Below are 25,467 nucleotides of genomic sequence, written 5' to 3'. Positions count from 1 at the left end.
GTGCCTGCTACTGTTTAGATTATTTTGCATTTATAGTATAAGTATACTGTCCACGGAAGTCTGTTCCATAAAAGTCTGCAAAAGAAAGAAGAAAGACATCCGTATTTATTGATTCAAGAGATACCTGATTCTTTATGAGATACTGGTAAATACCGCTGTAATCAATGGGCCCCTGGATCAGAATACTTTGTAAGCGGCCATTGCGTAAAATTGCCTTCTTATAGCAGTTTGAATCCTCCTGTGACAGGACCTGATCTCCATCTTTTACGATTCCATCGCCAATTGAGAGAGTTGTAAGGCCGTAGAAGTTCATGGTATTCTTCATGCCGTAGGTATCTTCATAAGGTGTGGGTACTCCGCACATATTGCAGGCGGCTGTGTGACCCTGTTTCATGGCATTGGGCCATATGGCAGCGATTCCGTTTACATCTCCTGCCGCATAGATATTGCTGCAGTTTGTTTCCAGGTACTCATTCACTTTAATAAAGCGGTCCACCGCAATTTCACAGTCCTCCGTGCAGTCAGCTGCAGGGCGTACTCCGGCGGCGACAACAATCATATCGCATTCCAGAATCGTTCCGTCGTCCAGCATAACAGAAGTGATCAGGTCATTTTCCGGCATAGTGGTTAAAACTGCTTTCCGGCCCAGTATAAATTTGCAGCCGTGCTGTTCAAATAAGTTCTGATATGTCTTTCCTGCTTTTTCATCCAGCTGTTTGGGAAGAATCCGGTCAGCCAGCTCCAGAACTGTCACATCTTTCTTCTGTTCCAAAAATGCATAAGCAGCATCCATACCAACAAGACCAGAACCTAATACGAGAATTTTATCTGCAGTCTGGGCAAGCTTTCGGATCTGTTTTGCGTCACTTAAATCTCTGAGACCAAAGACATTTTTGGCTTCTCTTAAATTGGGGATGGGGGGGATCACGCTATGTGCGCCTGTGGCAATAAGTAGGCGGTCAAAGGAAAGCTCTGTACCATCATCAAGTAAAACGGTCTGCTTCTTTGAATCAATGTGAACCGCTTCCCTGCTTTTTAACCAGGTGATTCCAAATGTTTCAAAGAAATCTGCCGGGATAAAGGAAAGAGATGATTCAGCCCGTTCGTGGCTTAAGTATTTGTGAAGCATACACCTGGAATGGACCTGGTCGTCAACCGACACCATGATGATATCCGCTTTGGCATCCAGCTTCCGGATGGTTTTTGCAGCCGAGATTCCTGCAGCTCCTGCGCCGATAATTACATGAGTCATCATTCCACCTCCTTTACGTAAATCGCCTTGGTCGGACATGCTTTTACGCAGCTTGGCTCGCTGTCGTGTTCCAGGCAGAAGTCGCATTTGATCACTTTGGTTTTAGTGGTTGTATCCGCTTTTAACACGCCGTATGGGCAGTTCATCACACACATAAAGCAGGAACCGCACTTTTCTTCGTCGTAATATACGTGACCGGATTCCTCGTCCTTTACCAAAGCTCCGCTCATACAGGACATCACACATTCCGGCTGGTCGCAGTGGCGGCAGAAGATGGGAGCATACTGGCCGTTCCCTTTCATGACGATGTGATTTCTGGATTCATTTTCCGGATTGGTTAAATCCAGATCATAAATGCTTCCGTTATCTTTTCTATGAGCCTGCATACAGGCGAGTACACAGTTCTTGCACCCGTCGCATCTGGCTTCATCAATGACTATACGTTTCATATGCCCTCCTCCTATATATTAAGACCGGTCCGCTTCTCCATAATAATTTTTTCCAGTATATCAGCACTTTCCACAGCGTCATTATTGATAATCACCTGACCGCCGGTTAATGATTTCATACCGTCAGTGAGAACTTTAACTGCAACCTTGCTTCCTGTCACAAAGGGAGGAAGTCCTAAATGAAGCGGAAGACCAAGAGCGAGACCGAAGCAGCCATCTGCCAGAGCCTGTTCCTCCAGCCACTGTGCTGCGGAAAGAACAAGAGGAAGTTTGGGAAGATCAACGCCCAGTTCCTGTGCAATTTCTGTAGCAACAATTTCAAGACGACCGATGGCAAGGCAGGGACCAAAATTAAGAACCGGCAGAATACCCAGCTTTTTGCAGACTTCTCTTAATTTGGGACCTGCAAATTCTGCAGCTTCCGGTGTCATCAGGCCGCAGTTTTCAATGCCGCCTGAAGAACAGCCAGCAGTCAGAACAATGATATCTTTGGCAATCAATTCTTTTGTCAGTTCAACAGTAAGAACATCATGGCCTCCTGCTGTTAAGTTGGAACAGCCAACCACTCCTGCGATCCCCTTGATATCTCCCGATACGATTAAGTCAATCAGAGGCTTCCAGCTTCCGCCGAGGAAGTCCTTTAAGGAACCTTCGCTGACTCCGGTCAGAGTGTTGTCATACCCGTGCTCAGGCAGAAGATTTAAAGGAACTGTACCGCGTCGTTCCTGATAGGATTTTACTACCTTGTCTATGATTTTTTCACTCTGCTCCCTGCGGTGGTCAAAATCAAATTTCATAAGCTCTGCATTTGATTTTTTCGCCACATCATCAAGACAGATCTGTTTGATCTTTAGTTCGTCACAGATGGGCTCAATACCTGGTAGAGTACAGTTAAACTCGGAGAGAACCGCATCAATTGCGCCGGTTGCAAGGATAGCCTCACTGGTGTAGTTGTTTCCGGCATGGCCGTCAAATACCTCCTGGTAATGAGCGCCCCTTAACTGCAGATCCTGCCCTACACACGTACAGCCAACCAGCTTAAAGCCTTTGGCTCCTGCTGCTTTTGCTTTGGCAATTGCTTCCGGAGTCGTGAGCTGTTCCTGCAGATCCACAAAGATGGTGTGCTGGTGTCCGGTAATCATAATGTTAATATAGTCAGGGTTAATGACACGAAGTCCTACGGGAGCCATACGAAGCTCTGGCTGTCCTAAAAGTACGTCATTTAAAAGGTTTGTAAGAGTCAGTCCGTAAATGCCCGTAGAGACTCCAAGTCTTAAGCAGTCAACCAGCATATCCAGGGGATCTGAGTTTAAGTTGGTGGAACATTTAACCACACCCTTAAATACTTCTGACTTCGCACCTCCCGGCATAATTCCCAGCTCTTTCCAGCGGGCAACTCTAGGCGCGTATGCAACTTTTTCCGTCAGTTCCATTTCCACATATTCCGGTTTATACAGATCAGCAATTACGGCATCAGCCACTTTCTCAGCTTTTTTGTAGACATCAGATTCCACAATTCCGAAAATGTCTGCAAGATGGTCCAGGGATTTTAATCCTTTTAATTCCCCTTTCACTTTTGCTGTATTTTTTAAGTTTAATGCTGTATTTTCAACAATGTGTATGTAACAGCCGCTTCCTGAGGCCACCGCCCTTAAGAAATTCCTCGTAACAATGGTGTCTGCATCCGCTCCGCAGATTCCGCGGGGCGCATCCGGTGTAATCCGGCATGGACCGTTAGCACAGAGTCTGCAGCAGACTCCCTGAAGACCAAACCCGCATTTGGTGCTTTGTTTTTCAACCCGGTGGTGAGACGTTTCCATCGGTAAGGCAGAGATAAATGTTTCTAAAGGTTTGTCGGCGCTTTGACAGGTATTGCACCCGTAACATTGATTCATTGTTTTTTCCTCCTTTTGATTCTATACCATTTTGGTAAAGATTAAAATAAAAAATTATCCGTGAAGCAGCTTTGCCAAAGAACACTCTTTCAGCTCTTTATTGAGATTCATCTGAATTCTTAAGAACTCTCTGTGAGCCAGACAAGGCTGCTTGGGCTGGTTCACTAAACAGTCATAGCCGGACTGCATGCATTCAATCAGCAGCATGTTGGAATCTATGACAGTCAGAATATCATATAAAGTTGTGCGTTCCAGATCACAGTTTAAGGCATAGCCTCCCGCGCTTCCACGATAGCTTTTAATTAATCCCGCTTTCTCCAGCTTTCGTGCCATCTTATAAGTAATGGCTGAAGTGAGTGATTCTTTCTCACAGATCGTAGGAACGTTCATGATATTGCCCGATGATAAGGCTCTTATGATCCTAATTGCATAATCGCATTCTCTGGTAATGAGCATATCGCACCTCCACGTTATAAGATTAACATACTGTACTTAAATGGTCAAGTTTTATCAATAAGAATTTACAGCCCCCATACTTCTGCGGCTGGTTCAAAGCAGGTCTATGGGGGCTTCGGTATGGAACTGTTATTGGCAGTTAGTCTGCCGGATAAATGAGGTGTTCATCATCGATTCCGTAGAGAATAGTATCTAAGAACTTTCTTGCAAGATATTTTGCCATGCCTGGATTCATATCCAGATAGTTTCCACAGTCTCTGGCTGCAGCGCCTGGGATCTCCCCCTCAAAATCACGCATGAATTCATACATCTCCGTGATCAGCGGGACGATATCTCTGGACTTGTAATCACCTGCCAGAAGAAGGTAAAAGCCGGTGCGGCAGCCCATGGGACCAAAGTATAAAACTTTGGAAGCAAATGATTCGTGATTTCTAAGAAATGTTGCACCTAAATGCTCGATGGTGTGTATCTCTGCCGTATTCATGACTGGTTCAAAATTCGGTCTGGTCATGCGAATATCAAATGTGGTAATTGTGGTATCGCTGACTTTGTCTTTGCGGGAGACATAGATACCTGGAAGCAGCTTTAAATGATTGATAGTAAAGCTTGTTATTTTTTCCATATAAATCAGATCCTTTCTGAAAGCTGTTAAGCTGGTAGAGCAATTGGCTGGCTGTATTCATCCAAATTATAATAAAAAAAACCAATACATGCAATAGTCACTGTCATAAGAAACTGCAGCAGGGAAATTCATTCATGAAAATCACTTCCTGTTTCATACCATAGTAGGAGAAACGGGAAGGAGCGTCATAATGGAAGAATGGTTTCGATTATCAGAGGATGAAGTCCTAAAACAGCTTCATGCTGACAGGAGTGGACTAAATTCCGAAGAAGTTTTAAGGCGCAGGCAGATGCATGGACCCAATCTGCTAAAAAAAGCAAAAAGGAAGAGTGCCTTTGAAGTATTTTTAGATCAGTTTAAAGATTTATTGGTCATAATCCTGATTATAGCCGCAGTAATTTCCATGATATCAGGTGACGTCGAAAGTACCGGTGTAATCTTTGCAGTTTTACTGCTGAATGCAATTCTTGGAACAGTACAGCACCAGAAGGCCGAAAAATCCTTAGACAGTCTGATGTCCTTATCTGCGCCAGTGGCATGGGTGAGACGGGACGGGAGAAATAAGGAAGTTCTGTCAGAGGAAATTGTACCGGGAGATCTCCTTTTGCTGGAGGCAGGAGATATGGTGGCTGCAGATGGCCGCATACTGGAAAATTATTCTCTGCTGGTTAACGAAAGCTCTTTAACCGGAGAATCTGTAAATGTAGAAAAGCATACCGGAAGGCTGCGTATGGAAAAAGTTCCTCTGGCCGAACAGTCCAATATGGTCTTTTCCGGTTCCCAGGTAGCGGCAGGCAGGGCCATAGCCGTAGTCACCGGAACGGGAATGAACACGGAAATAGGAAGAATTGCCTCATTAATGAATGACACCGGAGAGAAAAAGACACCTCTCCAGGTGAGTCTGGACCAGTTTGGCAGCAGACTGGCAGCAGCTATTCTGGCAATCTGTGCAATTGTTTTTGGATTAAGCATTTACAGAAAAATGCCTGTTTTAGATTCTCTTATGTTTGCGGTGGCGCTGGCTGTTGCTGCCATACCTGAGGCGCTCAGCTCCATAGTCACCATTGTACAGGCGATGGGAACCCAGAAAATGGCAGGAGAAAACGCCATCATTAAGGATTTAAAAGCGGTGGAAAGTCTGGGATGTGTATCCGTTATCTGCTCCGATAAGACAGGAACGCTGACGCAGAACCGCATGACGGTGCAGCAGGTTTTTGTAAACAGCAGGCTTTATCTTCCTGAGATGCTCAAGCCTGAGATTCCCGTACATAAATATTTACTATACGATGCTGTCCTGAATAATGATTCCAGCCACGTTGAGGGGCAGCTAAACGGGGAACCAACAGAAACCGCGCTGATCTTAATGGCGGAGCGGGCAGGGTTAGATGATGAAGCGGTCAGATCCTGCCATCCGCGATTAGGAGAAGTTCCTTTTGATTCAAAAAGAAAACTGATGAGCACCCTCCACTATCTGGAAGGCAAGAATGTTTTATTAACAAAAGGTGCGGTAGATATCCTTCTGCCCAGGATAACTCATATATGGTCGTCGGATGGAGTCCGTCCTCTAAGAGACGGTGACAAGCAGATGCTTATGGAGCAGAACATGATGTTTTCCGCCCAGGGACTTCGTGTTCTTACATTTGTCTGCAGGGAAATGGATAAACAGGAAAAGCTATCTGAAAATTCAGAAAACGGGTTTACTTTTCTCGGTATGGTATCCATGATGGATCCTCCCCGTCCGGAATCAAAAAATGCAGTCTCAAATGCCAGAAGAGCGGGAATCTATCCTGTTATGATAACAGGAGATCATAAAATTACGGCAGCAGCCATAGCGGAGCGGATTGGTATACTGGAGGAAGATGATCTTGCAGTCAGCGGTCCGGAGCTTGATGATATGACGGAGGATGAGCTGGGCCACCGTCTGGAATCCATCAGTGTGTATGCCAGGGTTTCTCCTGAGCATAAGATCAGAATTGTCCGGGCCTGGCAGAAGAAAGGCCATATAGTGGCAATGACAGGAGACGGCGTCAACGATGCTCCCGCATTAAAACAGGCGGATATCGGAGTTGCCATGGGACAGATGGGAACAGAGGTTTCCAAGGAGGCCTCTTCCATGATTCTGACGGACGATAATTTTGCTACAATTATTAAGGCAGTTTCCAATGGACGGAATGTTTACAGGAATATCCGCAATGCCATAAAGTTTCTTCTTTCAGGAAATATGGCGGGTATTCTATGTGTTCTTTATACCTCCCTTGCTGCACTTCCCATACCGTTTGCACCGGTACACCTATTATTTATCAACCTGCTGACAGATTCCCTTCCAGCCATTGCAATCGGGATGGAACAGGCGGAAGCGGATCTCCTGTCCCAAAAGCCCAGAAATCCGAAAGAGGGGATATTAACAAAGCGGTTTATCCTTGTGATTCTTTTTCAGGGGGCACTGATTGCGGTTTGTACCATGGCAGCCTACAGTACCGGACTGCTGACCGGCAGCGAGACTGCAGCCAGTACCATGGCATTTTCCACGTTGACACTGGCCAGACTGTTTCATGGCTTTAACTGCCGCAGCAGCCATTCCATATTAAAAATTGGTCTTTGCAGCAATTTATGGAGCATCATGGCATTTGAGGCCGGAGCAGTTCTTTTGGGAGCGGTTCTTTTTATTCCGGCGCTTCATAATCTTTTTTATGTTGCAGACTTAACAGGAAGACAGTTTGTCACCATCTTTATATTTGCGATTCTTCCGACCCTTGTTATTCAGGCCATGAAAACAATCCGGGAGAGTCTGCACTAAGGTTTTTTGTATAACTTGACATATTTTCGCCTGTATGGTAGTATAAAATTGTATTAATTATAATAAGCCTAAGAGATGACAGAGCCAGGTGATGAGTGCGGGGAACCGTTCATTATCGAGGCTCTTTCTTTATTGTTTGGTAAATAATTAACAAAATGAAAAAAGACGGAAGGGGAAGGTATCATGGGAAAATATGTAATCGCTATGGATCAGGGAACCACCAGTTCCCGGTGCATACTGTTTGATGAGAAAGGGGGCATCTGCAGCGAGGCACAAAAAGAATTCAGGCAGATTTTTCCAAAACCAGGCTGGGTGGAGCACGACCCAATGGAGATATGGTCATCACAGTTTTCTGTAACCATGGAGGCCATGGGAAAAATTGGGGCACATTACAGTGACATTGCAGCAATCGGAATTACAAACCAGAGAGAAACCACAGTTGTGTGGGATAAGGAGACGGGGGAACCTGTTTACAATGCCATCGTATGGCAGTGCAGAAGAACTGCTGACCGCATTGAGCGCCTGAAAGAAGATGGTCTGGAAGGACTTATCAGAGAGCGGACCGGTCTCATTCCGGACGCTTACTTTTCCGGAAGCAAGATTGAATGGATTCTAGATAATGTAGAAGGAGCCAGAGAAAGGGCGGAGCGCGGAGAACTGCTTTTCGGAACCGTGGACAGCTGGCTGATCTGGAATCTGACCAAAGGCTGCATCCATGTGACGGACTATACCAATGCATCAAGAACCATGCTGTTTGACATTCACAGAAAATGCTGGGATGAGGATATTCTGAACTATTTTCATATTCCAAAAACCATGCTTCCGGATGTGAAACCTTCAAGCTGTGTTTACGGCTATACTTCCTCAGATGTGATGGGCGGGAAAATTCCCATTGCAGGAGCAGCAGGAGACCAGCAGGCAGCCTTATTCGGACAGTGCTGCTTTGAACCAGGTGAGGTTAAGAATACATACGGAACCGGCTGCTTTCTTCTGATGAATACAGGGGAAAAAGCGGTAAAATCCGAACATGGACTGCTGACTACCATTGCAGCCAGTGATCAGGACCGGATTCAGTATGCTCTGGAAGGCAGTGTTTTTGTGGCTGGTGCTGCAATTCAATGGCTGCGGGATGCCATGCGCATGGTGCGTACAGCTGCCCAGACAGAAGAGTATGCCCAGGAAGTGGAGGATACCGGCGGTGTCTATGTGGTACCGGCATTTGCGGGTCTTGGCGCCCCTTACTGGGACCAGTATGCAAGAGGGACCATTGTGGGTGTGACCAGAGGAACCAGCAAGGAGCAGTTTATACGGGCTACGCTGGAATCCATGGCTTATCAGGTTCATGACCTGATTGAAGCTATGGAGCAGGATTCTCAGATTCATTTAAAAGAGCTGCGTGTAGACGGCGGAGCCTGTGCCAATAATTTTCTCCTACAGTTTCAGGCAGATGTTTTGGATACCCGGATTGTCAGACCGAAATGCATTGAAACAACTGCACTGGGCGCCGCGTATCTGGCTGGTCTGGCTGTGGGGTATTGGAAAGACAGGGAAGAGATTAAGAAAAACTGGGAGTCGTCTAAAACCTTTGACAGACAGATGGAAGAGGAATGCCGTAAAAAGCGGATTAAGGGCTGGAAACGGGCAGTAAGATGTGCCCTTTACTGGTCTCAGGATGAGGACCAGTAGATCTACAATTAACTTGACAATCAGATTTAAATTGTGTTAGCATTATGACAATTGAATAAATAACCTTTGAGACGAAAGAGTAAGGATTATATTACGGAGCTATCCGTTTATTTTCCTTACTCTTTTTTTCTATAATCCTGGTAAAGCAGGAATTATCACAGATTTGGAGGAATGAATTATGAAGGAATTAAATTACGATGCGGCGATCATCGGAGGCGGAGTGACCGGCTGTGCCATAGCAAGAGAGTTGTCCCGCTATCAGTTGAAAATCTGTGTCATTGAACGGGAGGAAGATGTCTGTTCCGGTACTTCAAAATCCAACAGTGCCATTGTTCATGCAGGCTATGACGCAGAGCCCGGCTCATTAAAGGCAAAATTTAATACAGAAGGAAACCGCCTGATGGGAGAACTTTCAGAAAAGCTGGATTTTTCCTTTGTCCGAAATGGTTCCCTGGTACTTTGCTTTTCAGAAGATGACAGACCTGCCCTTAATGCACTGTACGAAAAAGGCATAGAAAACGGAGTTCCCCAGCTGACTATACTGACCGGAGACGAAGTCCGGGCCATGGAGCCAAGTGTATCTGAAACAGTAACAAGTGCTTTATATGCGCCCACAGGAGGAATCGTATGTCCGTTCGGGTTAACCATCGCTTTGGCAGAGAATGCCTGTGACAATGGAACTGACTTCCTGTTTGAGACAGAGATTGAACAGATTAAAAAAACCGATTCCGGTTACGATTTAATATCCCGGGATAAAATCATTCATGCCTCCTATGTGGTCAATGCGGCAGGTGTCTACTCTGACGTGATCCACAATATGGTCAGTGAAAACAAACTTCATATTATTCCGAGAAAAGGTGATTACTGCCTCCTTGACAAGGAAGCAGGAAATCTTGTGTCACATACCATCTTTCAGCTGCCCGGAAAAATGGGAAAAGGAATCCTGGTAACACCTACGGTTCATGGAAATCTTTTAACCGGTCCGACAGCAGTTAACGTACCGGATCGGGAGGAGACTGCCACAACTGCAAAGGAACTGGCTGATATCATTGAAAAGGCTGCCTGGGGCGTGAACAACGTTCCGTTCCGTCAGGTGATTACCTCATTTTCCGGTCTTCGTGCCCATGAGGAGGGAGATGATTTTGTAGTCGGAGAGGCAGAGGATGCCGATGGTTTCTTTGATGCAGCAGGCATGGAATCTCCTGGTCTTTCCAGCGCTCCTGCAGTGGGTGTTTATCTGGCAGAGCTGATAGCCCAAAAAGCCAATGTGCAAAAGAAGGAAGATTTTTTAGAAACCAGAAAAGGGATTATTAATCCACAGAAGCTTACTCTGGAAGAACGGGCAGAACTTATTAAAAACGATCCCAGATACGGAACGATCATCTGCCGCTGTGAAGGAGTCAGCGAGGGAGAGATTGCAGATGCAATTAACAGAACCCTGGGTGCAGTCTCCGTAGATGGAATCAAACGCCGTGTACGTGCAGGAATGGGCCGCTGTCAGTCAGGATTCTGTATTCCCAAGACTATGGAAATTCTGGCCAGGGAAACAGGAAAACGGATGGAAGATATCTGTAAAAACAGATCCGGATCCAATTTGCTGACAGGCAAAAGACAAGGAGGAGAGTGACATGACAGAGCATGAAATCGTTATTATCGGCGGAGGTCCGGCAGGTCTGGCTGCAGCAGCTGCTGCCAGAGAAGCGGGCACTCAGGATATATTGATACTGGAACGGGAAGGCCACCTGGGCGGTATTTTAAATCAGTGTATTCATAACGGCTTCGGTCTTCATACATTTAAGGAAGAACTGACAGGACCGGAATATGCCTCCCGCTATATTGATATGATTGAAAAGGAGCATATTCCATATAAGCTTAATACCATGGTTCTTTCGATTAGCAGTGACAGGGTTCTGACTGTTATAAGCCGGGAAGAAGGTTTGATTCAGATAAAGGCAGGAGCCGTAATTCTGGCAATGGGCTGCAGGGAACGTCCGAGAGGAGCCCTTAATATACCTGGCTACCGTCCGGCGGGAATCTATTCCGCAGGTACTGCCCAGCGTCTTATGAACCTGGAAGGCTATGAAGTGGGAAAAGAAGTGGTGATTCTGGGTTCCGGAGACATCGGCCTTATTATGGCAAGGCGTATGACCCTGGAGGGTGCCAAAGTGAAAGTGGTTGCAGAACTTATGCCTTATTCCGGAGGTTTAAAGAGAAACATAGTACAGTGTCTGGATGATTTCGGAATCCCGTTAAAATTAAGCCATACGGTGGTTGAGATACACGGAAAGGAACGTGTTACCGGAGTCACACTGGCTAAAGTGGATGAAAAGCGCAGACCGGTTCCGGGAACGGAGGAGTATTATTCCTGTGATACTCTTCTTCTGTCAGTCGGACTGATTCCGGAAAATGAGCTTTCCAAAAGCGCAGGGGTCGATCTGGACCAGATAACCGGGGGGCCCGTGGTAAATGACCGTTTAGAAACAAGCGCAGAAGGAATATTTGCCTGCGGAAATGTACTTCATGTTCATGATCTGGTGGATTATGTATCCGAAGAAGCGGCGCTGGCAGGAAAAAGTGCGGCAGCCTATGCAGCTTCCCAAAAAGAGGAGTCTCCCGCTTCATTCATCCGGATCCGGGCTGTAGATGGTGTCCGCTATACAGTACCCCAGTTTGTAAACCGGGATTCTGACGCAGACCAGTGGAAGATCCGTTTCCGTGTTTCAGATGTATACCGGGACCGGTATATCAGCGTCTATTATGATGGAGAACGGGTATATCACAAGAAGAAAAAGGTTCTTGCACCTGGAGAGATGGAGCAGGTAGGAATTAAAAAAGAAAGTCTGGAAAAATATCCGGATTTGGCAGAAATCGTAATCTGCACAGAGGAGGATTAATATGGAAGAGCGTGAACTGATCTGTATCTGCTGTCCCCTGGGCTGTCCTTTAACGGTACGTATGGAGAATGGTACGGTAACTGTAACCGGCAATTCATGTGCCAGAGGTGCTGAGTATGGGGAGAAAGAAGTATTAAGCCCAACCAGGGTTGTAACATCCACAGTAAAGGTAATTGACGGAGAATTTGCCATGGTTCCTGTAAAGACAAAAACGGATATTCCAAAAGGCAAAATCTTTGATTGTATGAAAGAGATTCAAAGAGCCTCTGTTCATGCCCCGGTTGCCATCGGAGATGTAATTATTGAAAACTGCGCAGGCACCGGAGTTGATATCGTTGCCACAAGAAATGTAAAAAGCTCCTGATGAATCAGGCAAAACCCGCAGCAAACGCTGCGGGTTTGTTTTAATCCGCCTGTTCCGGCACAAGCCGGAAAAAGACCTTATTTTAAAATTAAATGAAGATTGGCGAAAAAATTTCTTGACGGTCGTGGGAAGGATTGATAAAGTAGAACAAGATCCATAGACTTTTGGGCGCGGAGGGACTAGAATGAAAGCAATTGAACTGCTGGAGACATCTCCGGTGATTGCGGCGGTAAAGGATGAAGGTGGGTTAAAGCGGTGTTTTGATTCAGAATGCCAGGTTGTGTTTGTCCTTTACGGAAGTATACTAAACATCGGAAACATAGTACGGCAGATAAAAGAGCATGGAAAGTATGCTATGGTACATGCAGATCTAACCCATGGTCTCAATTCAAAAGAAATTGTAGTAGATTTCATCCGGGAAAATACTTGTGCGGATGGTATCATCAGTACGAAGCCGTTACTTGTAAAGCGCGCGGTGGAATTGGGATTATTCGGGATTCAGAGAACCTTTATCATTGATTCTCTTGCCATGAGTACCACAAAGAAGCAGATTGACACCTACCATCCGGATATGGTTGAGATTATGCCCGGAGTTATGCCCAAAGCACTGGAAGAGATCCGCAGATATACCAATATTCCCATCATCGCCGGAGGGCTGATATCGGACAAGAAGGATATTATGGCTGCTTTTCATGCCGGAGCGGATGCGATTTCTACCACCAGGGAAGAGTTATGGTTCATGTAAAAGGAGGATTTTATGAAATTAGTTACTTACGAGGTTGACCGTAGAAGAGATATCGGGGTCGTGAGCAGGGATGAGATGTGGGTGTTCCCTCTTAAGGCTTTTGGTATGGAATACACAGAGATGCTGGAAGTTGTAAAGGGACTGAGCCGGTCAGAACGGGACCTGCTTGAACATGCATCCGGACTGGATCCCGACAGCAGCAACATCGTAGGAGCGGCTATGATGAAGGAAGTTATCCTCCTGGCCCCGATTCTGACACCAGATCAGGATATTATCTGTCTGGGTCTTAATTACATGGAACATGCCGAGGAGTCAGCGCGTTATAAAAAAGAGGCGTTTGACGGAGAGAGAAACTACGCAGTCTATTTTTCAAAGAGAGTGAATGAAGCAGTTGCTCCTTATGGTGAGATCGTAAGCCACAGTGACATTGTGGACAGCCTGGATTATGAAGCTGAGTTAGCTGTTATAATCGGAAAAGATGCAAAAGATGTGCCTGCAGAGGATGCAGAGGATTATATATTTGGTTATACCATTATTAACGATGTGAGCGCACGCAATATTCAGACAGCCCATAAGCAGTGGTATTTCGGGAAGAGCCTGGATGGATTTACTCCCATGGGTCCGTGTATTCTCACATCCAATTCCATTTCCTATCCGCCTGAGCTTTCCATTCAGTCTAAGGTAAACGGAGAACTGAGGCAGGATAGCAATACCAGTCATATGATATTCCCAATCGACCACATAATCAGTGAGCTGTCAAGAGGTATGACGCTAAAAGCTGGAACCATTATTTCCACCGGAACTCCCAAAGGGGTGGGAATGGGCTTTAATCCGCCCGCATTTTTGTCTGCAGGCGATGAAGTGGAATGTATCATAGAAAAGATTGGCTCCATTAAAAACCGTGTGATATAAAACAACACGTTTCAGGAAATGTTTAATAATTATCTTTTTATTTTATCGTCAGCCCGTCCAGCCAGAATTAAGTTGCATTCCCTTAGCTCTCTTGCAACATATTGCCCTACTTTACCATGACCTCCTATGATCATAATTTTGCCTTTTATGTTTATGTATGCACTCCTTGTCATTAATACTTGATAAATGAAGTTACTGACAGTAGGAAATCGAAACCTGCTGTACAAAAATAATAAAAGTGATAAAATAGAAAAAAGAAATGAGAGGGAAGAGGTACATAAGAGATGATTACTGTCAGTGCATGTCTGATTGTAAAAAACGAAGAAAATGTATTGGCCCGCTGTCTTTTAAGCCTGAAGGATCTGGTTGATGAGATCATTCTTGTGGATACCGGTTCCACAGACAGAACAAAGGCGGTGGGGGAACAGTTTGGATGCAGGATCTTTGATTTTTCGTGGGTGGATGATTTTGCAGCTGCAAGAAATTTTTCCTTCGATAAAGCGGAGATGGATTATATCTATGTGGCAGATGCCGACGAGGTAATTGATGAAGAAAACAGGAAACGGTTTCTTCATTTAAAGCAGTGTATTTTGCCTGAAATAGAAATTGTACAGATGAAATACACCAATCAGCTTCGGTTTAATACAACATATAACTTTGATACCGAATATCGTCCCAAGCTATTTAAAAGAAACCGGAGGTTTGAGTGGCAGGATCCCGTTCATGAGACGGTCCGCTTAGATCCCGTAATATTTGACAGCGATATAGAGATAATACATATGCCGGAAGGAAATCACTCAAAACGTGATTTTGAAATTTTTCAAAAGCTGATAAAAAAAGAAATCCCCCTGTCAAAGAAGCTTCGTACCATGTATGCCAGAGAACTGTTTGTCTCTGGTGAAGATCAGGACTTTCTGGAAGCAGAAGAATATTTTGCCAGTCTGCTGTCAGAAGACAGGGAAGAGGAAGAGCTGAAAGTCATTCAGTGCGTTCTGACCAGATGCGGGAGAATCAGGCATGATGCTGACCAGATCTTAAAAAATGCCCTGAAGAATGTGGCCTGTAAGACGGCAAGTGCCGAGGTCTGCTTTGACGTAGGGGAGTATTTTTTAGAAAAAGGAGATTTGCAGGAAGCTGTAATCTGGTTTTATAATGCAGCATACGAGACGGATAGTGAACTGAATATCCGGTATTCCGGGGAGTTCCCTCTGCTTAAGCTGGCCATTTGTTACAGGCAGGCAGGAGATATGAAACAGTCAGAGCTGTACCAGGAGCTGGCAAGGAAAGCAGCACAAGAACAGGTTTCAGGGGATGAATGATGAAAAAAGATGCAACAGTCAAAAGAATCTGGTTTCTTCTGACTGTTGCACCTTTTGTGCCGTATCGGAGAGTTTACGGCAGTGCTTTAGTAATTTTCAGCTTTTCTTTCAAAATAGGCTTTCGGATGAGCGCATACCGGACAGATCTCAGGAGCATCTGCACCTTCATGAATATAACCGCAGTTGCGGCACTTCCAGCCAAGAGGAGCATCCCCTTTAAAGGTTTTATCATTCTTTAAACTGTCTAACAGCTGAAGATATCTCTTTTCATGAGCTGCTTCCACTTTACCTACAAATTCAAACTTCAGTGCAAGCTCGGTGAACCCTTCAGCTTTGGCTTCTTCCGCCATTCTTTTATACATATCCGTCCACTCGTAGTTTTCACCTTCTGCAGCATCCACAAGGTTTTCTTGTGGAGTGCCAATTCCGTGCAGTTCTTTAAACCACATCTTGGCATGTTCCTTTTCCTGGTCCGCAGTTTCCAGATATAATGCAGCCATCTGCTCATATCCGGCCTTTTTTGCAGCCGATGCATAATAAGTGTACTTATTCCTTGCCATGGATTCCCCGGCAAACGCATCCTTTAAATTCTCTTCAGTTTTTGTACCCGCATATTTAGACATCGTAATAACCCTCCTGTTTGAAAATCGATTTAGCCGAAGTATCTTTCCAGTAAGCCTTTGAATGCTTTTCCGTGGCGTGCTTCATCCTTAGCCATCTCATGTACGGTATCATGAATTGCATCTAAATTTAATGCTTTGGCACGTTTTGCAAGATCAAATTTACCTGCTGTTGCACCGTTCTCAGCTGCTACTCTTAATTCCAGGTTTTTCTTTGTGCTGGAAGATACACATTCGCCTAATAATTCAGCAAATTTGGAAGCATGCTCAGCCTCTTCATGAGCAGCCTTTTCATAGTATAAGCCGATTTCCGGATAGCCTTCTCTGTGAGCAGCTCTGGACATGGCAAGATACATACCAACCTCTGTACATTCACCTTCGAAGTTCGCTCTTAAATCCTTCATAATATCTTCCGGAGAACCCTGAGCTACACCAATTTCATGCTCGCAGGCCCAGGACATATCTTCATCCTGTAACTTAAATTTCTCGGAACCAGCTTTACATACTGGACAGAATTCCGGAGCTGTTTCTCCTTCGTGAACATAACCGCATACTGTACAAACCCATTTCTTCATGATCTCATGTCTCCTTTTATTTTAATTTTTAGTTTTATTAAATTCTGGTAATCGATAACAGTAATGATTACTGATATTAATTTACCACAAGTTTTATCCTGTGTCAAGAGAAATTCTCAATTATTTTCCAGACAATCGTTACAAGTGCCGTAAAAATAAATCTTATGGCTGTCGACCTTGCCGTTTGCATGTTTTTGAGCCAGATCATTGATGCTGTCCATAGATTCCATAGGCAGATCATACACCTGACCGCAGTTGCGGCATACAAAATGGTAATGGGGTGATGTGTCCGCATCAAAGTGGTCGGCGCCATCTCCGCAAGTCAGCTTTTGAATCTCTCCCAGTTCCACCAGCAGGTTTAAATTCCGGTATACGGTACCAAGGCTGATATTGGGAAACTCTTCGCGGATTGATGTGTATAAGGCATCTGCAGTGGGGTGGTCGTGCCGCGCCATTAAGCTGGTCTTAATAGATTCTCGTTGACGGCTGTACTTTAATGTTTTCATGGCCGCTCCTTTTCTATAAAATAATAATTATAGTAGTAATTGTTACTATTTAATAATATAGGATTCTGCTCCGTTTGTCAATCTGCAGTTATAATCTATATGTGTTCTTTTGCTATCCTTATAAATTCTTCTGTTGCCTGGGATAAGTATCTTCCCTTATGACAACCGAATGCAAGGATTCCATGGCTCCTCATGTAATTTAATGAAAAATAGTTTAAACCTGCTTTTTTCATAACTGTGACGGAACCGTCCTGGCTGCCTGACATAAACATCTTGGGATAAAAGGTAATTCCCATACCCTTTGAGGCAAGGGCGAGAACTGTTTCGATATTCTCGGTTTCCAGAAGAATTGCAGGAGAAAGCTGTGCCTCTTCGAATATCTCGTCTGCAATGGTGCGCACCCGGTTTCCTTTATTAATGAGAAGATAGGGACAGTCTTTTAGGATTGTAACATCTGCGTTGGTTTCCAGTTCCTTCTTAATCTCTTCCTGTCTGCCTGGAAAATACCGGTCTAAAATCTGGTCAGGGACTACAAGAAGAATCTCTTCTTCACAGATGGGCACCGTTTCCACATTCTCCGCTTTAAATGGGAGGAGGTCAATCATTAAGTCAATATCACCATGAATCAGTGCATTGCTCAGTTCAGAAGAATTTCCTTCTACCAGATGAAGCTCAATATTGGGAAACTTCTCCTGAAAGGCAGGAAGGATGACAGGAAGAAGAAAACGTCCTCTGGTATGGGACACTCCAATGGAAAGCTGTCCAATGGTAAAATCTTTTATATCTGCTAACTGGCGGTATGTCTCATCCTTTAAATCCAGCAGCTCCTTTGCCCGGATTTTTAAGGCACGGCCCGCATAGGTCAGGGTTAAAGGCATAGTCCGGTTAAAAAGCTGAACATCAAATTCTTTTTCCATATTGGAAATATGGTTGCTTAGTGACTGTTGTGAAATATAGAGCCGTTTGGCGGCTCTGGTAATATTTAATTCTTCTGCAACAGCCAGGAAATATTCCAGGTTCAGGAAGTTAATCATAAATAAGCCTCCAGCTTAGGGATATAGGGGAGAAGCCGGTCAAGGGAGCTGTTTACAATCAGGTCCCGGGGAAAGGAAATCTCATCAAGAAGCTCCAGTGCACGGGTATGATTACCAACATCAGCCTCAATATGGGCATCGCTGTTTACGATAACAGATGCTCCGTAATGGCGGCATAAATCAAGCATAACCTGATAATTTTCCCTTGCATTCATTCGGGCACTTAAGGGGTGGAGAGAGCTGGAGTTAACCTCTAAAAGAGTGTGGTTGCGGGCCGCTGCAGAAACCAGGGTATCGTAATCTGCCGGAAAGCGGCTGTCATCCGGATGACCGATGATTTTCACATGGGGATTTTCAATGGCGCCAATATAGGCGCTTGTATTCTGTGCCATGGTTCCGTTTTCGTAGCAGGGTTCGTGAATGCTTGCAATGGCATAATCCAGTTTTTCAAGAAGCCCATCACTTAAGTCTACACGGCCGGAATAATCCAGTATATTCAGCTCCGCTCCCATGAGAATATGAACTCCGTAGAGCGTGCGTGGGATGACTTTAAAGTTAATAAAATAAAATTCGTTGCATGTTCCTGGCATTTTTGGTGCGTGGTCTGTGGAACCCATCAGAGAAAGTCCTTTCTCAGAGGCTGATTTTGCCATTTCATACAGAGTGCTGTATGCGTGTCCGCTTGCCACAGTGTGAGTATGCAGGTCCATTATGTCCTTCATCATGTTTGTCCTTTCTATTGTAAAACCGGCTCTTAAAATACCGGCAGGTATATATATTTCTTAAAATATAACATATTTTTCCTGAGAAAACTATAGAAATATCAGGCGGGATGTGTTAAATATATACTTAGATTATGCCTGAAATAAGGTATTTTATGAATGGAGGAGTTCTTATGGAAGAAGAGATGAAGACAGATGCTATCCCGCAGGAGCGGGTGGAAACTATGGATGATTATGCAGCAGAGCTGGAGGCATCCTTTAAACGTGTCAGAGAAGGTGATACAATAACCGGAACAGTCATCCGCGTAAGTGAGGACCAGGTGTTTCTGGATCTGAAATATTATGCTGAAGGGATTATTAACAAGGAAGACTTAAGCAGTGATCCTGATTTTAACCCTCTTCTGGAGATTCATAATGGAGATGAAATCACCGCAAACGTTATTAAAACCGATGACGGAGAGGGAAATATTTTACTCTCAAGAAAGCTTCAGAATGATCAGGCAGCCTGGGATAAATTAAAGACCATGATGGAAGACCGAACCATGATGAAGGTAAAGATCGCAGAGATTGTAAAAGGCGGAGCAGTGGTTTATCTGGAGGGAATTCGAGGATTTATTCCTGCTTCCAAACTGGCTGCAGAGTATGTTGAGGATTTAAAGGAGTTCAGTGGAAAATCCATAGATGTTACGGTGATTACTGCTGATGAAGAAAATAACAGGCTGGTACTCTCCGGAAAGGAACCTGCTTTATTAAAACAGAAGGAAGAAACGAACCGGAAAATTGCAAAATGCCAGGCCGGCGCAGTTATGGAAGGAACAGTTGATACCATAAAGGATTATGGTGCATTTATCATTTTGGAAAATGGTCTTTCCGGTCTCCTTCATATATCCCAGATCAGCAATCAGAGAATCAAGCATCCAGGTGTGGTTTTAAAAGAAGGTCAGACTGTAAAGGTTAAAATTCTTTCAACTGCAGATAATAAGATCAGCCTGAGTATGAAAGCTGTGGAAGCCGACGAGGAAGAGTCAGAAGAGATCTTTGATTACAAAGAAGATGGAAGTGTATCAACCGGACTTGGCAATCTTCTGAAAGGATTAAAATTTTAGAAACTGGGGAAAAAGAATATAAAATATTGGGTTTCTATGGTATACTATTAAAGGAGTAGCAGGGGCTGTCTATCGGGCTGCCCCTGTCTCACTGACCCGACAGGTTGCCAAGGAGAGGGGGAATGTGGAATGAATATTCCCAATTCATTTGATCAGGTTGACCAGTGGAAATCCATTATATTTTTGTATGATTCTGCTTTAAGGGAAATTAATACAAAAATAGAAATACTCAATAATGAGTTTGTGCATATCTATAATTACAACCCCATTGAGCACATCAAGTCAAGACTTAAGACACCAGACAGTATTGTTAAAAAATTAAAACGGTACGGATATGATGTGACCATAGATAATATGGTGGAAAAGTTAAACGATATTGCAGGAATCAGGATTATCTGCTCGTTTACTTCAGATATTTACCAGATTGCTGAGATGATAACAAAGCAAAGTGATGTAACAGTCCTTTATGTAAAGGATTATATTGAAAATCCTAAGCCCAACGGATACAAAAGTTACCACATGGTAGTAACCATACCAATTTATTTGACAGATGGACCGGTTGATACTAAGGTAGAGGTTCAGATCAGAACAGTTGCCATGGATTTCTGGGCAAGTCTGGAGCATAAGATATATTATAAATTTGAAGGTAATGCGCCGGCATATCTGCAGCAGGAATTGAAAGCCTGTGCAGATGTGGTCAATATGCTTGATAAGAAGATGTTTTCTTTGAATCAGGCTATTCTGGAGTTGAGTGAAGCACAAAAAACAATACCAGACGGTCAGGACAGCAAGGCAGAGGAAGAAGAAAAAGGTGCAGACCTGACAATTCCGCCCGCTTAATGCTGTTTTTTATCTTCATAAAAAGAAGGTTATTCTATGGGCACATTAACAAAAGACACATTTAAAATTCTCAAATATAATCAAAGGAATGGTCTGATCTTTACGCTTCTGTTTCGCCTGGTCACAGCGCCTTTGTACCTGCTTGCCTTAAATACAGGTCTTAAGTTTTCGCTCAAAATGGCGGATTACAGTTATTTAACTGCGTCAAATATCGGATCTTTTCTAATGAAACCATGGACAGCAGCTATGATAGCTGCTCTTCTGATTCTTGGGATTTTAACCATGCTTCTGGAAACGGGGTGTCTGATTACTCTGTATCAGGGAGCATTTTATTACAGAAAGCTGACATTGTGGCAGATTTTCGCAGGAGGGATATCAAAACTCTTCGATGAGATACGCCGGAAAAACTGGCAGCTGGGAATACTGGTGCTGGCGGATTATTTTATTACCAATCTGTATCTGGTCTACCGGTTTTTTACTCATGTAAAACCCATTAATTTTGTTACTTCTGAACTGTTAAGCCGGCCATGGGGCAGGGTGATGCTGATATCATCGGTTCTTTTGATCCTGTTTTTTGTAATTCCGGGCCGATATGTCTTTCATACCTGTATGATCGAACAGAAGCGGTTTCGGGATGGGTATCTGAAAAGCTGGTGGCTTTTAAGGCGCAGGATTTTTGAAGTTCTTCCCCTGATGCTTTGCTATTATGGGGTTGCCATTCTTACGCTTTTTGTTCTCTACGGGTTCTGTGTGTTTCTTACCGCGGTTGCGGTCACCTTATTTACAGATAACAGGCTTGCGCTTGCTGTGCTCCCCGCAGCCTGTGACTGGATTGAACTGGTGCTTATTTTCTTTTCCAGCATGCTTCTGTCTGTGGGTAAATGCGGTGCAGTCAGTGTCCAGTATTTCAGATTTAATAACCGGATGTCCAGAAAGGCGGCAGCAATCGGATATGAAGGTAAGCCTTTCGGTAACCGGAAGACAGCGGGATTCATCATGGCCTCCGCTGCAGTGCTTTGTCTGCTGTCCCTCTTTTATGTATTAAGAAACGGTTCCGTTATCACCGGAGATATGCTTAGCGAGATAAAGATCACAGCCCACCGGGGCAGTTCCAATGAAGCACCGGAGAATACCATGGCGGCGCTCCGTAAGGCTGTGGATGATCTGGCTGATTTTGCTGAGATCGACATACAGGAGACAAAGGACGGGATTGTAGTTCTGGGTCATGATTACACGTTAAACCGGGTAGCAGGAATTAACCGGACCATCGCCTCCTTCCGTTATGACGATTTAAGCAGTCTGGATGTGGGGGCCTGGTATTCAGAGGAATACAGAGGGGAGAATATTCCCACTTTAAAAGAAGCCATGGAATACTGCAAAGGCAGGATCAATCTGAACATTGAGATTAAGAACGTGGGCGATAAGAGTGATTTGCCGGATAAGGTGAGGAAGCTGATTGAAGAATATAAGATGGAGGACCAGTGTGTGGTGACCTCCAGCCGGTTTTCCTATCTTGTAAGAATCAAAAAGGCAAATTCCCAGATCCGGACGGGTTATATCATTTCTGCAGCTTACGGTGATTTTTATTCCAGCGATTCCATAGACTTTATCAGCCTCCGTTCCAGCTTCATAAATGAACGGCTGGTTGAGGCTGCTCATAAAAAGGGCAAGGCCGTTCATGCCTGGACGGTAAATGGAAAGAGTGAGATGGAGCGAATGAAGATGCTGGGAGTGGATAATATCATTACAGACTATCCTATTCTTGCGCGGGAGATTATCTACCGTGAGGCAGCTACAGAAAGTCTGCTGGAATATTTACAGCTGGTATTAAAATAGACAGGAGAACACAGATGAGAATTGTATTACAGCGGGTCGCCCATGCTGCGGTTACCGTAGATGGGCAGGAGACCGGCCGCTTCGGTGCAGATATGAAGGTTTTATTACTAAATGACGGGCCATTTACTTTGGTATTGGACAGTGATACGATCTGTCCGGCAATTTAACAACAGGGCACAGCCCCAATAACAAAGGAGGATTATTTATCATGGATAAAACAATTGGACAGACACTTCAGGAAGAATTAACATTTAAATTTCCCCATATAGGTAAAGAAGCACCGGAACAGATGGGAGAAGCAGAGCAGTTTAGTACCGGCTATAAGAGATTTCTGGACAATGGTAAGACAGAGCGGGAATGTGTCAGAGAGGCTGCAGCCATGCTGGAAATGCAGGGGTATGTACCTTTCGACCGGACAAAGTCCTACAAAGCAGGTGATAAAGTATATCAGATAAACAGGGGCAAGGCGATAATTGCAACAACATTTGGTAGAGAAGGGCTGGAGAAGGGACTTCGCATGAACGGTGCCCACATTGATTCTCCAAGACTTGATTTAAAGCCCAATCCGGTTTATGAAAAGAACGATCTGGCTTATTTTAAGACTCACTATTACGGTGGAATCCGTAAGTACCAGTGGGCTGCGACTCCGTTAGCCATGCATGGCGTGATCATTAAGAAAAACGGAGAAGTGATGGAAGTCAATATTGGTGAAAAAGAAGGCGACCCTGTATTTTGTATTACGGACTTACTTCCCCATCTGGCAGCAGAGCAGAATGACAGAAAGCTGGGGGAGGGACTGAAGGGGGAGGAACTGAATGTTGTCATCGGATCTCTTCCTTTTAATGACGAGGCAGAGTTAAAAGAGCCTGTAAAACTGATGACTCTGAAGCTGTTACATGACCGCTTTGGAATTACAGAAGCGGATTTTCTCCGTGCAGAGATCGAGCTGGTACCGGCACAAAAAGCCAGTGATGTGGGCCTGGACCGGAGCATGATCGGTGCATACGGACAGGATGACAGGGTATGTGCCTATACAGCTCTCATGGCTGAGATTGATGCGGCAAATCCGGAATATACCACAGTGACCGTACTTGCAGATAAGGAAGAGATCGGTTCAGACGGCAATACCGGATTAAACTCCCACTTTGTACTTCACTACATTGAGGATCTGGCAGAGATGGCTCATGCAAACGTCAGAACGGTTCTGCGTAATTCCATCTGTTTATCCTCCGATGTGAATGCAGCGTATGATCCAGGCTTTGCTTCCGTTTATGAAGAGCGCAATTCCTGTTATATCAATAAAGGATGTGTCCTGACAAAGTATACCGGAGTCAGAGGAAAAGCAGGGTCTAACGATGCCAGTGCAGAGCTGATGGCTAAGATAATCGCCATGATGGATAAGGAAGGCGTATACTGGCAGATTGGTGAGCTGGGCGCAGTAGACCAGGGAGGCGGCGGAACCATAGCAAAATATGTGGCAGCAATGGATGTGGATGTAGTGGATTTAGGAGTTCCGATTCTCTCCATGCATTCCCCCTTTGAGCTTTCTTCCAAACTGGACGTTTATAATACATATAAGGCATTCCAGGCTTTTTACAAATAATAACGGAATATTGAAATTTTTGTTAATTTCAGGAAAGAGCTTTTTTTACTGTGCCTGATATGGTATAACTGACAGGAAGCAGTGCGATTATGATCTATAATTTTAGAAGGAAAAAGGATTGTATTATGAAAAAAATTTTAAATGTATGTATGTGCGGTCTTATTGCCGCCGCTATTGTAACCGGTTGTTCCAAAAAACCGGCGGTTGAAACGACAGCAGCACCAGAATCCACGGAAGCAACGGAATCCTCCGCTCAGGAGACAGTACCGTCTGTAGATTTATCAAAAGTGGATAACGGAACCATTACTCTTGGGAATTACATGGGCATCGAAGTGAAAAGAGATGCTGTTGAAGTGACAGATGAGGAAGTGCAGCAGGCAATTGACAGCGATCTTGCTGCTCAGGAAAAAGATGTAGAGGTAGATCGTGCCATACAGTCTGGCGATGTGGTAAACATTGATTTCGTTGGTAAGAAAGATGGGACTGCATTTGATGGCGGAACTGCACAGGGTTATGATTTAACCATCGGATCCAATCAGTTTATCCCTGGCTTTGAAGAAGGCCTGGTAGGAGCAAAAAAAGGAGACAAGCTCTCTTTGGATGTTACTTTCCCGGAAGATTACAATAACAAGGATCTGGCTGGAAAACCGGTAGTATTTGAGGTAACAGTTAATACCATTAAAGAAAAGCAGACTCCTGAGCTGAATGATGCGTTTGTTCAGGAAAACACAAAGTATAAGAATGTAGATGAATATAAGGAAGACAAGAAACAGACTCTCATTCAGAATAAGAACGATGAGGCAGATCAGAATGTGAAAGGCAGCATTTATGAAGCTGTTTTAGCAAATTCCAAGGTTGAAGCGAATCAGGAAGCCATTGATGCCAATGTTGAGAATGTAATCGCCAGATATACCAATCAGGCAGCATCTTATGGTATGGATTTCCCTTCATTTATCACAGCGTTTACCGGAATGAAGGAAGAGGACTTCAGAAATACAGTGAAGACCCAGGCAGAAGGAATCGTAAAACAGAGACTGGTATTAAATGCCATTGCTGATAAAGAGGGAATCACGGTCAGCGATGATGACCGCAATGATGTGGCACAGAAAATGGGCTACGAAAATGTAGACAGCATGATCCAGGCTGCAGGACAGTATGAAGTGGATGATTATATCATCAGCAACAAAGTACTGGATTTCTTAAAAGAGAACGCAAAGATAACGGAATAAATCAC

Annotated in this window: 23 protein-coding genes and 1 pseudogene; 14 read left to right on the top strand and 10 right to left on the bottom strand. The window is 44.4% G+C overall.

All coding sequences use genetic code 11. From position 1 onward, the window contains the following. Positions 1 to 19 precede the first annotated feature (19 nt). The 5 genes from RZO55_RS22630 to RZO55_RS22610 form a co-directional block, all read right to left on the bottom strand. Complete coding sequence (locus RZO55_RS22630; RefSeq protein ID WP_336624352.1) at positions 20 to 1,255, bottom strand: NAD(P)/FAD-dependent oxidoreductase; 1,236 nt, start codon at positions 1,253 to 1,255, stop codon at positions 20 to 22. Continuing rightward, positions 1,252 to 1,701 carry a 4Fe-4S dicluster domain-containing protein gene (locus RZO55_RS22625; RefSeq protein WP_318066510.1) on the bottom strand — a complete coding sequence of 150 codons (450 nt, stop codon included), beginning with the start codon at positions 1,699 to 1,701 and terminating at the stop codon, positions 1,252 to 1,254. The genes RZO55_RS22630 and RZO55_RS22625 overlap by 4 nt, the downstream gene beginning before the upstream one ends. An 11-nt stretch (positions 1,702 to 1,712) precedes the next feature. Continuing rightward, entirely contained in the window at positions 1,713 to 3,596 is a 1,884-nt protein-coding gene (gene cooS / locus RZO55_RS22620) for an anaerobic carbon-monoxide dehydrogenase catalytic subunit (protein WP_318066509.1), read from the bottom strand. Between the two features lie 54 nt (positions 3,597 to 3,650). Beyond that, the gene (locus RZO55_RS22615) at positions 3,651 to 4,052 is read right to left on the bottom strand and encodes an RrF2 family transcriptional regulator (protein ID WP_318066508.1); all 402 of its coding nucleotides are present in this window, start codon (positions 4,050 to 4,052) and stop codon (positions 3,651 to 3,653) included. A 139-nt stretch (positions 4,053 to 4,191) separates the two neighbouring features. Next, the gene (locus tag RZO55_RS22610) at positions 4,192 to 4,674 is read right to left on the bottom strand and encodes an S-ribosylhomocysteine lyase (protein ID WP_318066507.1); all 483 of its coding nucleotides are present in this window, start codon (positions 4,672 to 4,674) and stop codon (positions 4,192 to 4,194) included. Positions 4,675 to 4,864: 190 nt separating this feature from the next. Between RZO55_RS22610 and RZO55_RS22605 the strand changes: the two genes are divergently transcribed. The 8 genes from RZO55_RS22605 (at position 4,865) to RZO55_RS22570 (ending at position 15,391) form a co-directional block, all read left to right on the top strand. Further along, complete coding sequence (locus RZO55_RS22605) at positions 4,865 to 7,471, top strand: cation-translocating P-type ATPase (RefSeq protein ID WP_318066506.1); 2,607 nt, start codon at positions 4,865 to 4,867, stop codon at positions 7,469 to 7,471. 183 nt (positions 7,472 to 7,654) lie between these two features. Beyond that, positions 7,655 to 9,157: a glycerol kinase GlpK gene (gene glpK, locus RZO55_RS22600; RefSeq protein WP_318066505.1), complete on the top strand. Its 1,503-nt coding sequence runs from the start codon at positions 7,655 to 7,657 to the stop codon at positions 9,155 to 9,157. A 178-nt stretch (positions 9,158 to 9,335) separates the two neighbouring features. Further along, entirely contained in the window at positions 9,336 to 10,784 is a 1,449-nt protein-coding gene (locus RZO55_RS22595) for an NAD(P)/FAD-dependent oxidoreductase (RefSeq protein WP_318066504.1), read from the top strand. A 1-nt stretch (position 10,785) separates the two neighbouring features. Further along, positions 10,786 to 12,051 (top strand): NAD(P)/FAD-dependent oxidoreductase, encoded by a 1,266-nt coding sequence (locus RZO55_RS22590; RefSeq protein ID WP_318066503.1) that lies wholly within the window; start codon positions 10,786 to 10,788, stop codon positions 12,049 to 12,051. 1 nt (position 12,052) lies between these two features. After that, a complete protein-coding gene (locus RZO55_RS22585; RefSeq protein ID WP_318066502.1) occupies positions 12,053 to 12,415 on the top strand; it encodes a DUF1667 domain-containing protein in 363 nt (120 codons plus the stop codon). Positions 12,416 to 12,599: 184 nt separating this feature from the next. Then, entirely contained in the window at positions 12,600 to 13,160 is a 561-nt protein-coding gene (locus tag RZO55_RS22580) for a glycerol-3-phosphate responsive antiterminator (protein WP_097005415.1), read from the top strand. A 12-nt stretch (positions 13,161 to 13,172) separates the two neighbouring features. Next, the gene (locus tag RZO55_RS22575; protein WP_318066501.1) at positions 13,173 to 14,072 is read left to right on the top strand and encodes a fumarylacetoacetate hydrolase family protein; all 900 of its coding nucleotides are present in this window, start codon (positions 13,173 to 13,175) and stop codon (positions 14,070 to 14,072) included. A gap of 284 nt (positions 14,073 to 14,356) precedes the next feature. Beyond that, complete coding sequence (locus tag RZO55_RS22570; RefSeq protein WP_318066500.1) at positions 14,357 to 15,391, top strand: tetratricopeptide repeat-containing glycosyltransferase family 2 protein; 1,035 nt, start codon at positions 14,357 to 14,359, stop codon at positions 15,389 to 15,391. Between the two features lie 86 nt (positions 15,392 to 15,477). On the opposite strand, the gene rbr is transcribed toward RZO55_RS22570, so the two are convergent. The 5 genes from rbr to RZO55_RS22545 form a co-directional block, all read right to left on the bottom strand. Continuing rightward, positions 15,478 to 16,014, bottom strand: a complete 537-nt coding sequence (rbr, locus tag RZO55_RS22565; RefSeq protein WP_318066499.1) for a rubrerythrin — start codon at positions 16,012 to 16,014, stop codon at positions 15,478 to 15,480. Between the two features lie 29 nt (positions 16,015 to 16,043). Continuing rightward, the gene (locus tag RZO55_RS22560) at positions 16,044 to 16,586 is read right to left on the bottom strand and encodes an NADH peroxidase (RefSeq protein ID WP_117415852.1); all 543 of its coding nucleotides are present in this window, start codon (positions 16,584 to 16,586) and stop codon (positions 16,044 to 16,046) included. 116 nt (positions 16,587 to 16,702) lie between these two features. Then, positions 16,703 to 17,092: a Fur family transcriptional regulator gene (locus RZO55_RS22555; RefSeq protein ID WP_097005409.1), complete on the bottom strand. Its 390-nt coding sequence runs from the start codon at positions 17,090 to 17,092 to the stop codon at positions 16,703 to 16,705. Between the two features lie 95 nt (positions 17,093 to 17,187). Then, positions 17,188 to 18,126, bottom strand: a complete 939-nt coding sequence (locus RZO55_RS22550; protein WP_318066498.1) for a LysR family transcriptional regulator — start codon at positions 18,124 to 18,126, stop codon at positions 17,188 to 17,190. Beyond that, a complete protein-coding gene (locus RZO55_RS22545) occupies positions 18,123 to 18,851 on the bottom strand; it encodes a phosphatase (protein ID WP_336624351.1) in 729 nt (242 codons plus the stop codon). The genes RZO55_RS22550 and RZO55_RS22545 overlap by 4 nt, the downstream gene beginning before the upstream one ends. Before the next feature lie 170 nt (positions 18,852 to 19,021). Here RZO55_RS22545 and RZO55_RS22540 point away from each other — a divergent pair, with 170 nt between their 5' ends. The 6 genes and pseudogenes from RZO55_RS22540 (at position 19,022) to tig (ending at position 25,462) form a co-directional block, all read left to right on the top strand. Continuing rightward, positions 19,022 to 19,954 carry a S1 RNA-binding domain-containing protein gene (locus tag RZO55_RS22540; protein WP_318066497.1) on the top strand — a complete coding sequence of 311 codons (933 nt, stop codon included), beginning with the start codon at positions 19,022 to 19,024 and terminating at the stop codon, positions 19,952 to 19,954. A gap of 129 nt (positions 19,955 to 20,083) precedes the next feature. Next, positions 20,084 to 20,794, top strand: coding sequence for a GTP pyrophosphokinase (locus tag RZO55_RS22535; protein ID WP_318066496.1), 711 nt, complete (start codon positions 20,084 to 20,086; stop codon positions 20,792 to 20,794). Between the two features lie 36 nt (positions 20,795 to 20,830). Beyond that, the gene (locus tag RZO55_RS22530) at positions 20,831 to 22,630 is read left to right on the top strand and encodes a glycerophosphodiester phosphodiesterase family protein (protein WP_318066495.1); all 1,800 of its coding nucleotides are present in this window, start codon (positions 20,831 to 20,833) and stop codon (positions 22,628 to 22,630) included. A gap of 68 nt (positions 22,631 to 22,698) precedes the next feature. Beyond that, positions 22,699 to 22,797 (top strand): annotated as a pseudogene (locus RZO55_RS22525) (D-aminoacyl-tRNA deacylase); the annotation flags it as partial. A gap of 41 nt (positions 22,798 to 22,838) precedes the next feature. Beyond that, positions 22,839 to 24,233 carry an aminopeptidase gene (locus RZO55_RS22520; protein WP_439100072.1) on the top strand — a complete coding sequence of 465 codons (1,395 nt, stop codon included), beginning with the start codon at positions 22,839 to 22,841 and terminating at the stop codon, positions 24,231 to 24,233. 125 nt (positions 24,234 to 24,358) lie between these two features. Next, entirely contained in the window at positions 24,359 to 25,462 is a 1,104-nt protein-coding gene (tig, locus tag RZO55_RS22515) for a trigger factor (RefSeq protein ID WP_318066494.1), read from the top strand. Positions 25,463 to 25,467: the final 5 nt, after the last annotated feature.

It is taken from the genome of Clostridium boliviensis, from assembly GCF_033342255.1.
GTDB classification, from domain to species: Bacteria; Bacillota; Clostridia; order Lachnospirales; family Lachnospiraceae; genus Lacrimispora; species Lacrimispora boliviensis.
This window is presented reverse-complemented; position numbering and strand designations above follow the sequence as displayed.